At 33.1% G+C, this 15,425-nt stretch carries 17 protein-coding genes; 9 read left to right on the top strand and 8 right to left on the bottom strand.

Going from position 1 to position 15,425, the window contains the following annotated elements; all coding sequences use genetic code 11:
* The first annotated feature begins 1 nt into the window (after position 1).
* The 3 genes from ASE21_RS03505 to ASE21_RS03515 all read left to right on the top strand — a co-directional run bounded on the left by ASE21_RS03505 (position 2) and on the right by ASE21_RS03515 (position 2,495).
* A complete protein-coding gene (locus tag ASE21_RS03505) occupies positions 2-766 on the top strand; it encodes a sulfite exporter TauE/SafE family protein (RefSeq protein ID WP_057121193.1) in 765 nt (254 codons plus the stop codon).
* Between the two features lie 17 nt (positions 767-783).
* Positions 784-1,767 (top strand): type I glyceraldehyde-3-phosphate dehydrogenase, encoded by a 984-nt coding sequence (locus ASE21_RS03510; RefSeq protein WP_057121194.1) that lies wholly within the window; start codon positions 784-786, stop codon positions 1,765-1,767.
* Positions 1,768-1,874: 107 nt separating this feature from the next.
* Positions 1,875-2,495, top strand: coding sequence for a pyridoxamine 5'-phosphate oxidase family protein (locus ASE21_RS03515; RefSeq protein ID WP_057121195.1), 621 nt, complete (start codon positions 1,875-1,877; stop codon positions 2,493-2,495).
* Between the two features lie 161 nt (positions 2,496-2,656).
* Here ASE21_RS03515 and ASE21_RS03520 read toward each other — a convergent pair whose 3' ends face one another.
* The 6 genes from ASE21_RS03520 to ASE21_RS03545 all read right to left on the bottom strand — a co-directional run bounded on the left by ASE21_RS03520 (position 2,657) and on the right by ASE21_RS03545 (position 7,509).
* Positions 2,657-3,118, bottom strand: coding sequence for a VOC family protein (locus ASE21_RS03520; RefSeq protein WP_057121196.1), 462 nt, complete (start codon positions 3,116-3,118; stop codon positions 2,657-2,659).
* Positions 3,119-3,511: 393 nt separating this feature from the next.
* On the bottom strand, positions 3,512-4,816 hold the full coding sequence (hemA, locus tag ASE21_RS03525; RefSeq protein ID WP_057121197.1) for a glutamyl-tRNA reductase: 1,305 nt from the start codon (positions 4,814-4,816) through the stop codon (positions 3,512-3,514).
* 260 nt (positions 4,817-5,076) lie between these two features.
* Complete coding sequence (locus ASE21_RS03530; RefSeq protein WP_057121198.1) at positions 5,077-5,670, bottom strand: hypothetical protein; 594 nt, start codon at positions 5,668-5,670, stop codon at positions 5,077-5,079.
* Positions 5,671-5,689: 19 nt separating this feature from the next.
* Entirely contained in the window at positions 5,690-6,124 is a 435-nt protein-coding gene (locus ASE21_RS03535; protein WP_057121228.1) for a hypothetical protein, read from the bottom strand.
* A 128-nt stretch (positions 6,125-6,252) separates the two neighbouring features.
* Entirely contained in the window at positions 6,253-7,092 is an 840-nt protein-coding gene (locus tag ASE21_RS03540; RefSeq protein ID WP_057121199.1) for a DUF5777 family beta-barrel protein, read from the bottom strand.
* Between the two features lie 27 nt (positions 7,093-7,119).
* The gene (locus ASE21_RS03545; protein ID WP_057121200.1) at positions 7,120-7,509 is read right to left on the bottom strand and encodes an OB-fold protein; all 390 of its coding nucleotides are present in this window, start codon (positions 7,507-7,509) and stop codon (positions 7,120-7,122) included.
* 169 nt (positions 7,510-7,678) lie between these two features.
* On the opposite strand from ASE21_RS03545, the gene ASE21_RS03550 reads away from it, so the two are divergent.
* From ASE21_RS03550 to ASE21_RS03575, 6 genes are all read left to right on the top strand, one after another.
* Positions 7,679-8,047, top strand: coding sequence for a hypothetical protein (locus tag ASE21_RS03550; protein WP_057121201.1), 369 nt, complete (start codon positions 7,679-7,681; stop codon positions 8,045-8,047).
* Between the two features lie 14 nt (positions 8,048-8,061).
* Complete coding sequence (locus tag ASE21_RS03555) at positions 8,062-8,601, top strand: YceI family protein (protein WP_057121202.1); 540 nt, start codon at positions 8,062-8,064, stop codon at positions 8,599-8,601.
* A gap of 44 nt (positions 8,602-8,645) precedes the next feature.
* The gene (locus tag ASE21_RS03560) at positions 8,646-9,185 is read left to right on the top strand and encodes a YceI family protein (RefSeq protein ID WP_057121203.1); all 540 of its coding nucleotides are present in this window, start codon (positions 8,646-8,648) and stop codon (positions 9,183-9,185) included.
* Positions 9,186-10,052: 867 nt separating this feature from the next.
* Positions 10,053-11,231: an IS3 family transposase gene (locus ASE21_RS03565; protein WP_057121204.1), complete on the top strand. Its 1,179-nt coding sequence runs from the start codon at positions 10,053-10,055 to the stop codon at positions 11,229-11,231.
* Entirely contained in the window at positions 11,218-11,814 is a 597-nt protein-coding gene (locus ASE21_RS03570) for an IS3 family transposase (protein WP_128414649.1), read from the top strand. Before ASE21_RS03565 ends, ASE21_RS03570 begins: the two co-directional genes overlap by 14 nt.
* A 408-nt stretch (positions 11,815-12,222) precedes the next feature.
* A complete protein-coding gene (locus ASE21_RS03575; protein ID WP_057121206.1) occupies positions 12,223-12,651 on the top strand; it encodes a response regulator in 429 nt (142 codons plus the stop codon).
* A gap of 784 nt (positions 12,652-13,435) precedes the next feature.
* Here ASE21_RS03575 and ASE21_RS03580 read toward each other — a convergent pair.
* Positions 13,436-13,759 (bottom strand): hypothetical protein, encoded by a 324-nt coding sequence (locus ASE21_RS03580; protein WP_057121207.1) that lies wholly within the window; start codon positions 13,757-13,759, stop codon positions 13,436-13,438.
* Between the two features lie 480 nt (positions 13,760-14,239).
* Positions 14,240-15,421 (bottom strand): DUF3570 domain-containing protein, encoded by a 1,182-nt coding sequence (locus ASE21_RS03585; RefSeq protein WP_057121208.1) that lies wholly within the window; start codon positions 15,419-15,421, stop codon positions 14,240-14,242.
* Positions 15,422-15,425: the final 4 nt, after the last annotated feature.

Below are 15,425 nucleotides of genomic sequence, written 5' to 3' on the forward strand. Positions count from 1 at the left end.
TATGGAACAATATGCTTTTGAGATTTTTTTATTCTTTGCCGCATTGGCCGGAAGTGTGCTCAACGCCGTTGCAGGAGGAGGAGGATTTATCACTTTTCCGAGTCTTGTCTTTGCAGGGGCTTCTCCGGTAAGTGCAAATGCAATTAGTACGGTAGCACTCTGGCCGGGCAATATTGCAAGTGCAAAAGCATTTCAGAAAGATATAAAAGCTTCCGGAAGAACCTTAATTTACCTGCTTTCAATATCCGGATTTGGCGGTTTTTTGGGTGCTGTGCTTTTAATTTTTGCTTCCTCAAAAACTTTTGAATTTTTAGTACCTTACTTTCTTTTGTTTTCATGGGTGATGTTTTCTTTCAGTTCCAAAATTTTGGCGTACTTTAATTCCAGAAAACAGGCTCAAAAAAGTTTTAGCTACGATCATAAAAAATTTTTCCCACTTTTAATATTGGGTATTTACGGAGGCTATTTTGGTGCAGGACTAGGAATGATGGTTTTGACCGTATTTACTTTTTACGGAATGAAAAACCTAAATGAAATGAACGGATTGAAAGTATTAATGGTAGCAGTAAACAATGGTGTTGCAGCGTTTACACTTTTATTCTCAGGATTTATAGATTGGCATTTTACCATAATTATGATTTCAGGAGCACTTATCGGCGGCTATTATGGGGCTTCGGTAACACGAAAAATAAATCAGGATATACTAAAAAAAATAATAATCGTAATAGGGGGATTAATAACCCTTTATTTCTTTATCGTTAAATAATTTAAAAAATAAATAAGATGAAAAAAATTGCAATTAATGGTTTTGGAAGAATTGGGAGAGCGTCTTTAAAAGTAATATTAGAATCTCCGGATCTAGAACTGGTAGGAATTAACGACCTTATGAGTATTGAAAATGCGGTTTACCTTTTAAAATATGACAGTATCTACGGTAAGTATGATAAAAAAGTAACTTTTGAAGGTAATAATATTGTAATAGACGACCGCAAAATAAGATACACTTCAATAAAAGATCCTTTGGAACTGCCATGGAAAGAACTGTGGGTAGATGCAGTTATCGAAAGTACAGGTTTGTTTACCAATAAAACAGATGCTGAAAAGCATATTACAGCGGGAGCTAAATTTGTTGTAATTTCTGGTCCTACAAAAGACACCCCGACAATAGTACATGGGGTCAATACAGCAGAAGGTAAAGTTTCTATTTTTTCCTGTGCCAGCTGTACGACTAACAATATCAGTCCTCTTATAGAGATTCTAGGCCGCAGAATAGGAATAAAGAAAGCTATTTTAAATACCATACATGCTTATACTGCTTCTCAAACCTTAGTAGATGCTCCTTCTAAAAGAGAGCCAAGAATGGGAAGAACCGCAGGTATAAACCTGGCTCCGGCTGCTACAGGCGCTGCAATTGCTACAACCAAAGCGCTGCCTGAATATGTCGGAAAATTTGACGGTGTTGCGGTAAGGGTTCCGGTTCCTGTGGGATCTATTTCTGACATTACTTTTGTGACAGAAAGAAATACAACACCCGAAGAGATTAATGCTATATTGTCGGAAGAAGCTTTAACAGAACGCTATGCGAAAGTGGTAGCAGTTACAGATGAACCACTGGTATCAACTGATATTATTAAAAGTCCGTATGCAGCAACAGTTGATATGGAAATGACAAGAGTAGTAGATGGGGATTTGGTAAAAGTTATGGCATGGTATGATAATGAGTGGGGATTTACCAACCAGATGATCAGACAAATTCAGGAATTATAAAAAAGTATTTTAATCCTAAAAAATGACGCTGAGCATCATTTTTTAGGGTTTTCCAGGCATTACAATTTGCCTGTAATATAAAATTCTAATAACTTAAATCTTTAATTATGAATTATGCAAAATTAGCTTTTACGGATGCTGTTAAAGACCTGCAGGAAAAAAAGGGAAGCAGAAATGGTTATGACAGAATGGAAAAAATGTCAGTCGTTGACGGACTTACCGATAATGAAATTTATTTTATAGAAGATCGCGACAGTTTTTATATGGCAAGTTTCGGTGAGAATGAATATCCCTATATACAGCATCGCGGAGGACCAAAAGGCTTTGTAAAAGTCATTGATAATAAAACCATTGGAATTGTTGATTTTGTGGGAAACAAACAATATATATCTACTGGAAATATTGCTACCAATAATAATGTGGCTGTCATTATGATCTCTTATCCGCACCGTGCCAGACTAAAACTTTATGCCAAGGCAAAGATTGTAGAATTGGAGGACAATCAGCAATTATATGATCTGTTAAAACCTGAAGACTATAAGTTCCGTCCCGAGAGAATGATAGTATTCGAAATTCAGGCATACGACTGGAACTGTCCGCAACATATAACGCCACGTTATACAACTCAGGAGATTGATGAGGCACTAATGCCACAAAAAGAATACATCGTAAGCTTGGAGAATAAAGTAAAAGAACTCGAAGAAAAACTGGGAATTAAGGAAGAGTAGGGATATGGGTACTACATTTAGCATTCAGTGCACATCCTGATGATGGGGATCTGGTAAACTCTTTTAATTAAAGACAACAGCAATTTTATCCATCCTTATAAAAAAGAGATAAAGCTGCAACGTTTATTGCTACAGCTCTTAAAATTTTATAACTATTTGTTTTAATTACCAATAATAGTATCAGTCTGAAAAATATTTATTTTATTTCCATCTACATCCTGAATCATTGTACAAAGCATTTTGTCGCCTGCAATATAAAGTTCGCGCCACACAAATGTCACTCCTTTTTCTTCAAGCTCTTGTGAGGCCGCTGCAAGGTCATTCACCTGCAGCACAATCGACTTATTACCAATTGGAGTCAGATGATGTGGTGCTTCTGCAAAAAGCTCTTCAATTCGTTTTGCATTTGGCACCTGCAAAAGTTCAAGACGAAGTTCCCCGGCTTTTATAATTGCTGTTTCTGCCGATCCGGCAGGAATAGTAAAGGTAACGCGGCTTACAAGATCAAAACCGAAAATAGATTTGTACCACTCGATAGACTGATCTAAGTCGGCAACCGTAAAAGCAACATTGTAAAGGGAAAAAGAAGCCAGACCGTTTTTATTTAATGAAGTAGTTTCCATATTAAAAAAATTAAAATTATTTAAACACCTGAAATGCGTATTATTTAAAGTGCAAATTTCCGTTAAAAGATCTTTTTAATTATTGACATTTAATAGGAAAGGAATTGATTTATATCAAGATAATACAAAAAAACAGCTACAGATCAAAAAGCATCTGCGCAATCTTGAGCAGCTCTGTAATCTTGTCGTACAATAATAATGTTGTTTAAAATTAAATTTTACGACATTTGAATCCAAAAAAAAGCCCTTTTCATCATGAAAAAGGTCTTTTAGCTTACATGGGTTTTTAGATTTTTCCGATCAAGAGATGTAGAAAAGATTTAGAAAAACCTGAAGCTCTTCTCGTTTTGGCCCTAATGTGACAATTTTAGAACCGGATTAGTTCTGTAATTTCTATGAAAGATTGACTTTGTATTTTTCTTGTATTTGTATGGAAGACTTGTTTGGCGCAAGCTGACCTATTTGAAATATTTTTTCAATAAAATCAATACTTTGATCCAGTGAAGTATTTTCATTTTTTAAATGACTTGCAAAGTGGTTTGTTAATTTTTGAATAATTCTGGAACTGATTAAATCAATCTGGACTTCATCAAAATTGGTTGTTTTCTTTTTTTGTAAAGCAAATTCAGCTAATACAATATCATTTAGCTTGGCTTTTAAGGCATGAATAGTGGGTGCAAATTTTCGATCATTTGCCCATGTATTCAATTCTAATTTCATATCATCAATAATAGCTTCTGCTGCAGGAATATGTTGTTTTCTCCTTTCCAGATTGTCATCAGTAATTTGAGATAAATGGTCTAAATGTATTAAAGTAATTCCCGGTATTTCTTCTACATTCGTATTTACATTTCTTGGAATAGATAAGTCCAGAATTAATAAAGGTTTCTTTAAATTCAGCGATGTTTTGTCAATAGTTGGGTTTTTTGCTCCTGTAGCTACTACCAGTACATCGGCCTTTTGAACTTCTTCTTGTAAATTGGCGTAATCTTTTACAATAACATTTAGTTTTCCGGCCAATAATTCAGCCTTGTTTTTTGTTCTGTTTATAAGGGCAATATGGCTGTTTTTAGTATGCTTTACTAAGTTTTCACAAGTATTTCTGCCAATTTTACCTGTTCCGAATAATAAAATATTTTTATTGCCGATATCAGTTACATTTCGGATAATATATTGTACTGATGCAAAAGAAACGGATGTTGCACCAGAAGAAATTTTAGTTTCTGTTTTGACCTTTTTACTTGCTTGAATTACAGTATTTACCAAACGGTCCATAAATGTATTTACTAAACCTTGTTGTTTACTATAATTAAAAGCGATTTTAATTTGGCTGATAATTTCAAAATCACCCAGAATCTGACTGTCTAAGCCTGTCCCTACTCGAAACATATGGTTAACAGCTTCTTCATTCTTGTAGATATAACCAACTTCCTGAAATTCTTCTACAGAACCATTGCTGTTTTTGCAAAGCAATTTAATTAACTCATAAGGATGATTGGCAAAACCATAAATTTCAGTTCTATTACAAGTAGAAATTACAATTAATGATTCTATACCTTCTGCTTTGGCTTGTAAAAATAAATCAGATTGTGCTTTAGTATCTAAACTAAATTTCCCTCTAATTGCCGCATCTGCTTTCTTATAACTCAACCCTAATGCGTAAAAAGTGGTGGAACTGGACATATTAAAATTTTCCATATTTATGCTTTCCTTAAAAAGTTCAAAAATTATTACTGACTAATTTATACAACAACGCTAGAAGTACCTTTAACGCTATGGAATAGATTGATTCAAATTGGGTAATTTATATAATTGCTTTTACTTATAATGACATCAGGTTTTCAAAAAAAATATTCTTATCCTAAATATTCCTTATCTTAAACATATATCAAAATATAAGACCTGGCAGTATGAAATTATAAAACGCCGCCTATTTCAGGCAGCGTTTTCAGAAGAAATTATTTTTGAACGATAGGAGTTCTCAATGATTCTAAAACAGCAACTATATCTGTATAAAGTTCCGTATTTGAAGCAACACCATTTGCATTGGCTGCAGCACCAACATATCCTTCAAATTTTGTATAATCTGCACTACTTGATTTTGTTCCCATACGAGGATTTTTTGCAGGATCATGTGCAGCTGACATACTCAATCCAGAATACGTATTTACAGCGTTTGTGCCTCCCGTATTAAACGAAAAGAAATCAGTTAAATTATCTGATAATTTAGCGATATTAGTAGATTGCGTAGTTCCGGTTTCTGCTAACAGCGGAGCAAAATGTGCCTGAAGATTACCTGAAGCATTAGATTGAATATCAGCAACAATTAATCCAATAGTTGAATTTACCACTTTACGGAAATTCAAACGTCCCTGTTCAATCATTTGACCGGAATTATCTGGATCAGCAACCATTTTAGTTCCGCCTAATCGCTCGTAGATTGAAGCTTTTGCGGGCGGTTGTGGTGTTTCGTCGTCATTACTGCTGCAGGAAATCATAGTTGCAGATGCAGCAATTATTACACTAAGTGTAAGTTTTGAATAAATTTTCATAAAATAAGGTATTAAAGGGTTAATTAAAAAAACGATTTATTTTTTGAGACAACTTGTAGCTCAAACTATTTTGATTCATAGGACAGACTTCTTTGCTTGCTAAATTTGCAGGTAAAATGTAACGCTTAGCATCATAACGCCCTTTAGCCATCAACTCATTGAAAACTTTCTCAGAGTTTGTAATTTTATTATTGTGGAAATACACCACAACATTTCTTTTAATAATAATAGAATCAGATGTCAGGCCTTTTATGCTTCTTAAGTCAGCACATATTTTTCTTGCTTGCAGAGAATCGATATCTGATTTAAAATCGATTCTGCTTATTTGCAGATTTGGAGTATCATAAACGGGTGGTTTTGCTGTTATAATATGAAAAAGCAAAATGGCAATAAATAGCACAAATACTCCGCCTAGTATAAAAAGTCCTTTTTTGATTGTTTTATTAATTTTCATAATTTTTTTGTTTTTAAAATTATCTACGTTTACATCATCCATCCGGTTTTAGAAACAACAGTAAATCAATAAATTTAGAATGATTATAAATACAGAAATTACCTAATAATTTAATTATAAAGGAGATACTAAAAAACTCGGGCAAGATTAAATCCAAAAAATATGTCTCCTTTTGTCCAGTCGCCGGTAGTTCTTCCCAGATATCCAGCTTCATCAATTGCCTGAGAACTGGTAAAATGCATTTGAAAAACGTGTCCGCCCGTTTCTAAATCAAAACCTATTGATAAAGGATTTTTATAAAGAGAGTTTGCAGCTCTGTTTAAATGAGCCGAATAATCCATATTTAAGGACCAGCGTTTTGCGAATTTATATCTGCCTCCAAAACCTACGGCATATTGAGTATTGCTTTGGTCTATGTCTTCAACAAAATTTTGATGAAAAAATGAAGGCACTATTTCTAAAGATAATTTTTCAGAAAATTTTCTAGAAATTAACAGCTGCGCAACATAAGTCAGCCTGTCTTTAAATTGAAGTTTCGGATACAGACTTTCTTTTAACGTGTTATTAATAGACAAACTATTAAACCCGGCGATAGTAACAGGAAAACCGTCTTTTATTTGAGGAAACAGCATATATTTTGTTGCAAAGTCATAAGCAAATTCACTTCTTGCAGCACTTACGTTTAGTCCATTTGTTAATCCGTAAATAAATTTTATTTGTGTATTGGCATTGTCCAATCCGTAGAAACCTTCAAAACCATCTTTAACAGAACCAAATCGGTGTGCGACAACAAAATACAAATCGCCTTTTGCGGCCAATTTTGTAGATTCGAGATTAACAATTTTTAGGGCTTTAAATGCAGATGTCACTTTTTCTTTTGCAGAAGGTGTTTCTACTCCAGACAACAAATCGGTTTGGGAGAAGGTTAATAGCGGGAATAAAAAAAATAATAGAATAAAGTTTTTCATGAGGTTAGTTTTAAATTGTTATTTGTATTAGTGCACAACTGAAGATTGGTCTATTTTAAATTCTTGGAGCAATTCGTCATATCCTAAAAAGCGCCCTTTAATCTTTAGGTTTTTCCCAGATATTATATTTTGGGGCAAACGTTTTTTGAATTTCACAAATATTTTTTCGCTCATAACAATTCCATTACTGGCTGTATCAATATTTGTTACTCGTGCAGATAATTCAATTGTTTTGTCCTGATATTTGATGTTCGCCAGACTATCGTTTGAAGCAAACTCCCTTTCCAGTTCGTTAACGGTTACAATATAATCGGCAGTTTCTGTTTCTATATTCCTGTGCCCTTTGTAGATGTAAAGGCACACCGAAATTCCGATTATTATAAAAAGGGAAATTGTAATAAGTATTTTTTTTCTCATAACTGGTTTTAGTATTTCGATTTATCTACGTTAAAAAATGCCTATTGGATTTAGACCATTAAATATGTCTCTTGCCAAATCTGTATTATTCATTTCAACGTATATGATTTTGAAACGCCTGATTATTCTCTTAAAATCATGCCTTTATTTATAACTAAAAACCAATCTTATGAATTTAAAAACCCTTTTAGCCATCTCATCATTAGCTTCAATCTTTGTAAGTTGTGCCAACGATGATCCCAGTACCTTAACTGACAATACACCGATTAATGGTTTGGCAACATACAATCAAAATGTAAAATCTATTATTGATAATAACTGTGTTGTATGTCATGCGGCGGTACCTAAAAATGGAGCGCCAATGTCTTTAGTTACCTATGAACAGGTAAAAAATGCAGTTTTAAACCGAGGATTGCTGACACGAATTTCTTTAGAAAATGGAGATAGCTCATTAATGCCGCAAGGTGGACCCCGATTACCTCAAACGACTATTGATATTATAAATAAATGGAATCAGGATGGATTATTAGAAAAATAATCTATAACAAGAACATGAAGAAAATCATAATAATGCCAATGATATTGGCTTCTTTTATTGTTTTTTCACAAGAAAAAATAGTAACTAAATCTGCAACAATAACTCTGGAAGCTTCAGTACCTTCTTTTCAGCCGGTTGCAGGAACAAACAGTAACGTAACTTTTGTTTTAAATCCCGCAACAGGAGAAGTAGCAAGCCTTGCTTTAATGAAAGGATTTCAATTTGAAATGGCATTAATGGAAGAACATTTTAATGAAAATTACATGGAAACTGATAAGTATCCAAAAGCTGTTTTTAGGGGACAAATTGAAAGTTTTGACATTAAAAATCTAACAGATGATTATAAAGATTACATTATAAAAGGAAAATTAGAAGTGCATGGAAAATCTAAGGATATAAATGCTGATGCAAAAATTACAAGATCGGGCTCTCGAATTACCTTTATTTCTGATTTTGAAGTAAATGCAAGTGATTTTAGTATTCCAATTCCGGCGCTTATTAAATATAAACTGGATAATAAAGTCAAAATTCAAATTATTGCTGTTTTAAAATAAGCTAAAAATAGAATGGTTTTAGACAAAAATATAAAGACGAAATAATGAAAAAAATCATACTCATTGCAATGTTATGTGTCTGCGCTATTGGTGTTTCACAAGAAAAAATGATTAGTAAATCAGGGAAAGTTACTTTTGAAGCTTCAGTTCCTTCTTTTGAAGAAGTTAAGGCAGTAAATAATAATGTTACTTTTGTTTTGAATCCTGCAACAGGAGAGATTGCAAGTTTAGCCTTAATGAAAGGTTTTCAATTTAAGGTTGCTTTAATGGAAGAACACTTTAATGAAAATTACATTGAAAGTGACCAATACCCAAAAGCGATATTTAGAGGGAAAATAGAAAATTTTGACATTAACAGCTTAAATGCAGATAGTAAAGTTTTTATTATAAAAGGTAAATTGGAACTTCACGGAAAATCCAAAGATATAAAAACCACAGCAAAAATATTTAAGTCAGCAATTGGAATTAGTATTTTATCTGATTTCACCGTAATTGCAAATGATTTTAATATTAAGATACCAAGTCTCGTTAAAAACAAGGTTTCCGATAAAATAAATATTCAAATTGCTGCTGTTTTAAAGTAATAGATCAGTATTAAAAATGTTTAACATTCGGATTAAATGATTGCAGAGATTTAATTTTTAAAAAGCTAAATTAATGTGCCACGATTCTGCCGCAGAAGTTTTGAGTACTTTTATAAAAATCTGAAAAGTGCAGTAAATCAAAAAAGCCTGCGAATCTTACGATTTGCAGGCTTTACCACGTTTTTTGCGGGTTTTTGAAAAGATTGAAAAACTTTCGTTTTCGTTTCTTTACCCTTTTGGTGGGGAGAGCAGGATTCGAACCTAAGCTCGGCAGGGCCCGCTTATACTGCAATTATTGTTTTATAAAAGGTGAAGTGCCACGATTTTGCCATAAAACTTTTGTACTTCTTTTTTAATGCTTAAATACTTGATTTAAAGAGTTTTACTGTGTTTTTTTGTACTTCTTAAATTTATTTCACAAATATAAAATTAAAATTTTAAAATTGATTGATTGGTCCTGAAAATATGCTCTGAAACGCTTTGTTTTTAAAAATTCAATTAGATAGACACACAGAGAAAAAATGATTATCAAACACATAAAAAATATTCATTCTTCAATTTTCCAGTCATCTAGTGATTTAAGATCTTTTTCAAATAATAGAATGTATTTTCTTAAACCTAATTTATTTCTCATTACCAAATTACTCAACATAGGTAATCGTGAGATAAGTCTTCAAGTGGTCTGTCTATATTATTTTTTGTATATTTAGCATAACTCTATAATACATTTAGAAATGTTCGGTACTTTTTTGTCAATTAATCTCCAAATTAGTATTTAATCAATGTTATCAAACTGCTCGTAAAGATTATTCCCTTTTATTCTATACCATATAGTTTTCCTTGAATCAGGCATTAAAATCTAAGCTAATGACAAAAAAATATAAAAGATTCGACAGAATTTTTAAAAGGAATGCTGTTGAGTTAAGTTATGAAAAAATCAGTCTGAAAGGATTTGCAGAAGAACTTGGGATACTGCCATGCCTGTTAACAAGATGGCGCAAGGAATATCAGCAGTTTGGTGAAGGAAGCTTTGCAGGGTCAGGATACATTAGGGTACATCCGGATGACAAGCATGTTTTTAAGCTTGAGAAAAAATCTAAAGAATCAGCACTTCGATATGAGATTTTAAAAAATGCTTCCCCGTTTCTCAGCCAAGGTAAATTGGCCGTTTATCAATTCATAAATGACAACGAAGATAAATATTCAATTTTACTGATGTGTAAAGTTCTAGGAATAGGATATGGAAGGTATCATAGATGGAAAAAGAATGGGATTTCAGAAAAACAGCAGTATATAGTTATATTGAAGGAAGATATTACAAGAATATTTTTCCATAACAAGAAGTATTTTGGAAGAAATAAAATAACCAAAGAACTTAATGATCATGGCTACAAAATATCATATAAACAGGTTGCATTTTATATGAAGCAGTTAGGACTGCGCAAAGCTGCAAAACGAAAGTTTAAAGCCACCACCGATTCCAATCATACTTATTATACCCCTGCCAATGTTTTAAATCGAGAATTTACAGCAAACGAGCCCGCTAAAGTCTGGGTATCTGATATTACCTATATTCAGACACTAACAGGTTTTCTATATCTTACGATAATAATGGATTTATATGATAGAAAGATAGTCGGATGGAGTTTGGGTTCACGGTTAACAACACAGCAGACTGTTATCACAGCATTTGAAATGGCTGCATCAAAACGAATTATTTCAAATGGATTAATATTTCATTCTGACAGAGGAGTGCAGTATGCTGATAAGGTCTTTACTGCTTTATTAGATTCTTATAAATGTACAAGAAGCATGAGTCGTAAAGGAGATCATTTAGACAATGCGGTTTCAGAAAGCTTTTTCAGTACGCTTAAAAGAGAATTAATTTATAAAAAAGAAAAACTGCTCACTAAAAAGATGATGAAGGAGGAAATATGTGAATTTATTGAAAATTGGTATAATAGAGAAAGAAGGCATTCTGCATTGGATTATAAAACGATTGAGGAATTTATTAAAATCAATAATTCAGTTTATGAAAAAGTCTAGAAAAGAATATGATTTTGCCTTTAAAGAAAAAGCTGTAAGATTAAGCTACCAGAGGAAGTGCTTGTCTGAACTGGAAAAAGAACTGGACCTTTATGCCGGTGCATTAAGCCAATGGCGTAAAGAGTATAAAAAATACACCAGTGAAAATAGTCAGGAAAACAATTATTTAAAATCAAATCTCGAAAGCCAGAAGATTAAGAACCTTGAAAAGAAAATTAAACAATCAGATTTAAAATTTGAAATTTTAAAAAAAGCACAGCCTTATCTTTATCAAAACAATATAATTATCTTTAATTTCATATTGACGCATGAAAAAATATACTCTATTAAACTAATATGTGAAGCTTTGGATTTATGTAGAAATACCTATTTAGTATGGAAAAGAGAATCACTTACTGAAACACAAAAAAGGAAACTGTTAATTAAAAAGGAAATTACCTCCATTTTTTACGCTTCTAAGCAGCGATATGGACGTGTACGGATTATGGCGGAACTTCAAAACTTAGGATATAAGATATCCACCACTACAGTAAATAAGTACATGAAAGAACTGAATCTGTCAAATCATGTAAAAATAAAATAAGTTCACTAATTTAAAAAAACACAAACAGAGAGAAAATTTCAGCGTGGTGTGGATGATTCTTTTGATATATCATGAAATTAATAATCTGGAATTCTAAGACAGATTCGCCAGGCATAACCTCTATTAATTTTATATCGGCCTTACTGGCTAATGAATAGATCGATCTGTTAGAATAAATATTTTTATTTTATTTGAATTATTTTGTCGGCTCAATTATAAAAATAATAAAAATGATTAGTAAAATGTTTAATGTTTTTGTAATTTTATTAAACAAAATAAGACTAGCTGATTTTTGCGCCGAAGATGGCTGTTTTGTCCGCATAATACGCCCACAATGTGGTGTCGATCTCAGCGTTACATTAATCTTAGATTTATCTTAATGCAGTTGATCAAAAAAAAAACAATTATATGCAGACGATAAAGAATGTTTATTTAGTTGATGATGATCAGGATGACAGAATTATATTTGCAGAGGTTTTAAGGGAAGTAAGTCAGGCAGTGAATCTTCGCGAGATCACTGGAGGGGAGGAGCTGTGCAATATTTTAAATGATAACCCAGAACCAATGCCGGATGTAATTTTTTTAAATATTAATATGCCAGTTAAAAACGGTTTTGAGTGTTTGCAGGAAATCAGGAGCCGCAATGATCAACTTAGGGATATAAAAATAATTATGTATTCGACTTCCCAGAACCCGGACAGTATTTATACTGCACTCGAGCTTGGGGCGGACTTTTACGCTGTAAAACCGGCTGATGTTGCGTCTTTAAGATCCCTGTTAGAAAAAGTGATGACTAGCAATATTTTTAATGATACTTCCAGCTTCGTTTTAAGATAAAAAGTAACTTCTCATTTGTATCTATTTTATTAGGAAGGAGAGGCAGGAAGATGAGGTTTTATGAACTCTTACCTGCATTATCATAAATATATTTTAAGGAATGATGACGGCTTAAAGTGCTTGAAAGTTGGAGTTGATGAATTCCCTGTTATTTTTTTTATATCAATCCCTGGTGCTTCATATTTTAAATTACAAAAGTTGGCGCAACAATCTTCTTTCAAGTTAATTTTTTTCCCCTGTTTATAAGTGCTTCCATAATAGGAAATCCCCGCCTTATAGATCCTTTTTTTATACGAGAAATTTTAGATGTTACTTCAGGTTCAAGACTAGAACATTTTTCATTATGAACCAGTGACTGTAATTTCCTTTCTCCAAAATATCCATATGTATGCGTATGGATAATGGCAGAACTTCAAAACAAAAGAAATGACATATCCAGCACTACGTTAATAAGTATATGAAGAATTAAACCTATCAAATCATGTAACCCAATTAAGTATACTAATTAAAAAACATAAACAAAGGGAAATTTTCAGCCAGGTGTTGATGATCTTGTGCTATATTTCATAAAGTATTTTCATTTTGTACAAAAGTAATAAGCTTAGTGCGATCAGTTTGAAGTTACCCTTTACTATACTTTCAAGTTGTTATTGTCTTGATATCAGCGATCAAGATAGTGAACTTTTTTGGATTCTTAAACAACCTTAAGAAGTTTGTTAACAGGGACTCTACTCACAGATTTGTCATGCAGTGCCTATATTGATTTTTATATCAGGCCTTATGACTATTGAAAGAAATCCATCCTATCTAAATTTCCTTGTGAAACAAAAAAATTCCCTTCAATTAACTGATCAATAAAATACAAGCAGTCCTCCGTTTTCTGCAGCTTAATGCTTAATTTTCGATCCAGGTTTTCTCCGTAAATATAATGAAGACAGAGATTCTTATGTATTTGCAAAACGTTTAAACCTTCTTTGTCGACAACCCAAAATGCAGCACTTGGATTTTGAGTTAAAGAAAGTTCATTAAGTACTGAAAGAATCTCTTTTTTACCTACATTATCTATCGATGTCCCCCAGTTTGTTTCAATCCAGAATGTTTGGCTCATATCATAATTTTTTATGGTACTTGTAAGGTAAGAAAAAGAGGAATGTGGAATTAAATTTTAAATTATTAAATAAAATTCAATTAATGCTTTAGCAAATGTAATTTGTTAAATATATCTAAACGTTTAAATGTTGTAGTCTGTAACCTGCCGATTTTTTGATATTTATTTTTCCATATGCACTTTTGGGCTTTAATTATAATATAGACGATCATTCATAATAGGTTAACTCTTTCGTATTGTCATTATTTCAATAAACAGACAGTAAGGATCCTTATCCGCTCTGTACTTTTATATATATCACAACTTAAGTAATTCATATTACAATTGGTTACGATCCGGCCGATAAAATTGACATCAAATTTTTCTGATCAGCCGGACCATAGTTCTGGCTTTCAGTATTTACGTTTACCAATACATGAGTATTTGATCACTTAAACACAGAAAGAAGACTGGAATTATTATTTGGAACCATACTGCTAATTATTTATATTTTATATTGATGCTGATGATGTCTGAAGTCATATTAGTGGTTCGGGTGTAATGTCCATATCGAATCTCCAATGTGTTCCAGTGTCTGAACCCGAATACTCCATTCGGCGGCGTGAATTTCATACCCATTCCAAAGAAACTACTGTCGAATTTAGATAAATCATAATTACTCGTATAAAATTCATCTGCTGCCGTATGTTCGCCATATGGTTTGAAATATTTCGTACCTGTCTGGGTATAATATCTGTAGAAGGGACTAATTGAAAATGCCTGGTTTAATTTTACAGGAATTTCAAGATCAGCGGTATGCGCCTTCAGGCTCCAGTCATCCGTGTAATAGCGGTAGTAAGCCCTGATAATGATATTGTCTCCGGCAAAATAACTGGCCCTGATTCCAACAGGAATTTTCAGTCTGGTATCGGGCATTTTTTCCTGATGTACGGACCCGTCCTGAAAATAGACCCTATGAAAGGGAAGGCTTAAATATCCGTTCTGGCTTATAACGTCACCAATAAGCATGACCTGCAGGTTTTTATTGACAACCTGGGTATAACTTAAGGTTCCGGCAAAGGTATTTCGATTAGCACTGCCATAACCTTCATTTCCGGTGCGGAGTTCAACAGGCTCAATTAATTTCAGCTGGTCAATAAAAGTTTGAAATCTGGCTGTAAATTCCCCGTTTCTGTCTTTGGTTTTCTGCGAGAAGCTTATATTTCCCCCGAAAGACTGGTAATCAAACTCTGTTGAAGAAGAAACCCCAATCCCGAGCGTTCTTCCTTTCTGTTCGTTTTCTCTTAAGTATGTTAAAGATGGATAGAAGCGGTTGTCAGAAGAGGATGCGGAAGAATTGGCACTCAGGTCAATCATATCTGATGAGGCCGAGGTATAATGATCGATACCAGCTTCAATGTCAAAGGTATGCTTAATCCCCGTTTCCCCGTATTTTACCAGTTTAACGTCAATGGTATTGGCAATATCGGTCAGATGCTCTGAACCTCGTCCGCCCATAACGGCTGAGTTATCCCCATCCTGTGTGTAGTAACTTGAAACCAGGTTTACTTCCTCGATTTTTAGTTTTTTACTTTTATAACTTGTTGAATCTGTGGGAACATTTTGTGCTCTTAGCTGAAATAATGCCAGCAGAGCAAATCCTGTAATGAATATTCTTTTCATCTTA

The sequence above is a fragment of the Flavobacterium sp. Root901 genome, from assembly GCF_001429765.1.
Taxonomy (GTDB): domain Bacteria; phylum Bacteroidota; class Bacteroidia; order Flavobacteriales; family Flavobacteriaceae; genus Flavobacterium.

Excerpts from the sequence above, each read along its gene's own strand:
- ASE21_RS03505 (WP_057121193.1), top strand. The coding sequence starts at position 2 with ATGGAACAATATGCTTTTGAGATTTTTTTATTCTTTGCCGCATTGGCC.
- ASE21_RS03510 (WP_057121194.1), top strand. The coding sequence starts at position 784 with ATGAAAAAAATTGCAATTAATGGTTTTGGAAGAATTGGGAGAGCGTCT.
- ASE21_RS03515 (WP_057121195.1), top strand. The coding sequence starts at position 1,875 with ATGAATTATGCAAAATTAGCTTTTACGGATGCTGTTAAAGACCTGCAG.
- ASE21_RS03520 (WP_057121196.1), bottom strand. The coding sequence starts at position 3,118 with ATGGAAACTACTTCATTAAATAAAAACGGTCTGGCTTCTTTTTCCCTT.
- hemA (WP_057121197.1), bottom strand. The coding sequence starts at position 4,816 with ATGGAAAATTTTAATATGTCCAGTTCCACCACTTTTTACGCATTAGGG.
- ASE21_RS03530 (WP_057121198.1), bottom strand. The coding sequence starts at position 5,670 with ATGAAAATTTATTCAAAACTTACACTTAGTGTAATAATTGCTGCATCT.
- ASE21_RS03535 (WP_057121228.1), bottom strand. The coding sequence starts at position 6,124 with ATGAAAATTAATAAAACAATCAAAAAAGGACTTTTTATACTAGGCGGA.
- ASE21_RS03540 (WP_057121199.1), bottom strand. The coding sequence starts at position 7,092 with ATGAAAAACTTTATTCTATTATTTTTTTTATTCCCGCTATTAACCTTC.
- ASE21_RS03545 (WP_057121200.1), bottom strand. The coding sequence starts at position 7,509 with ATGAGAAAAAAAATACTTATTACAATTTCCCTTTTTATAATAATCGGA.
- ASE21_RS03550 (WP_057121201.1), top strand. The coding sequence starts at position 7,679 with ATGAATTTAAAAACCCTTTTAGCCATCTCATCATTAGCTTCAATCTTT.
- ASE21_RS03555 (WP_057121202.1), top strand. The coding sequence starts at position 8,062 with ATGAAGAAAATCATAATAATGCCAATGATATTGGCTTCTTTTATTGTT.
- ASE21_RS03560 (WP_057121203.1), top strand. The coding sequence starts at position 8,646 with ATGAAAAAAATCATACTCATTGCAATGTTATGTGTCTGCGCTATTGGT.
- ASE21_RS03565 (WP_057121204.1), top strand. The coding sequence starts at position 10,053 with ATGACAAAAAAATATAAAAGATTCGACAGAATTTTTAAAAGGAATGCT.
- ASE21_RS03570 (WP_128414649.1), top strand. The coding sequence starts at position 11,218 with ATGAAAAAGTCTAGAAAAGAATATGATTTTGCCTTTAAAGAAAAAGCT.
- ASE21_RS03575 (WP_057121206.1), top strand. The coding sequence starts at position 12,223 with ATGCAGACGATAAAGAATGTTTATTTAGTTGATGATGATCAGGATGAC.
- ASE21_RS03580 (WP_057121207.1), bottom strand. The coding sequence starts at position 13,759 with ATGAGCCAAACATTCTGGATTGAAACAAACTGGGGGACATCGATAGAT.
- ASE21_RS03585 (WP_057121208.1), bottom strand. The coding sequence starts at position 15,421 with ATGAAAAGAATATTCATTACAGGATTTGCTCTGCTGGCATTATTTCAG.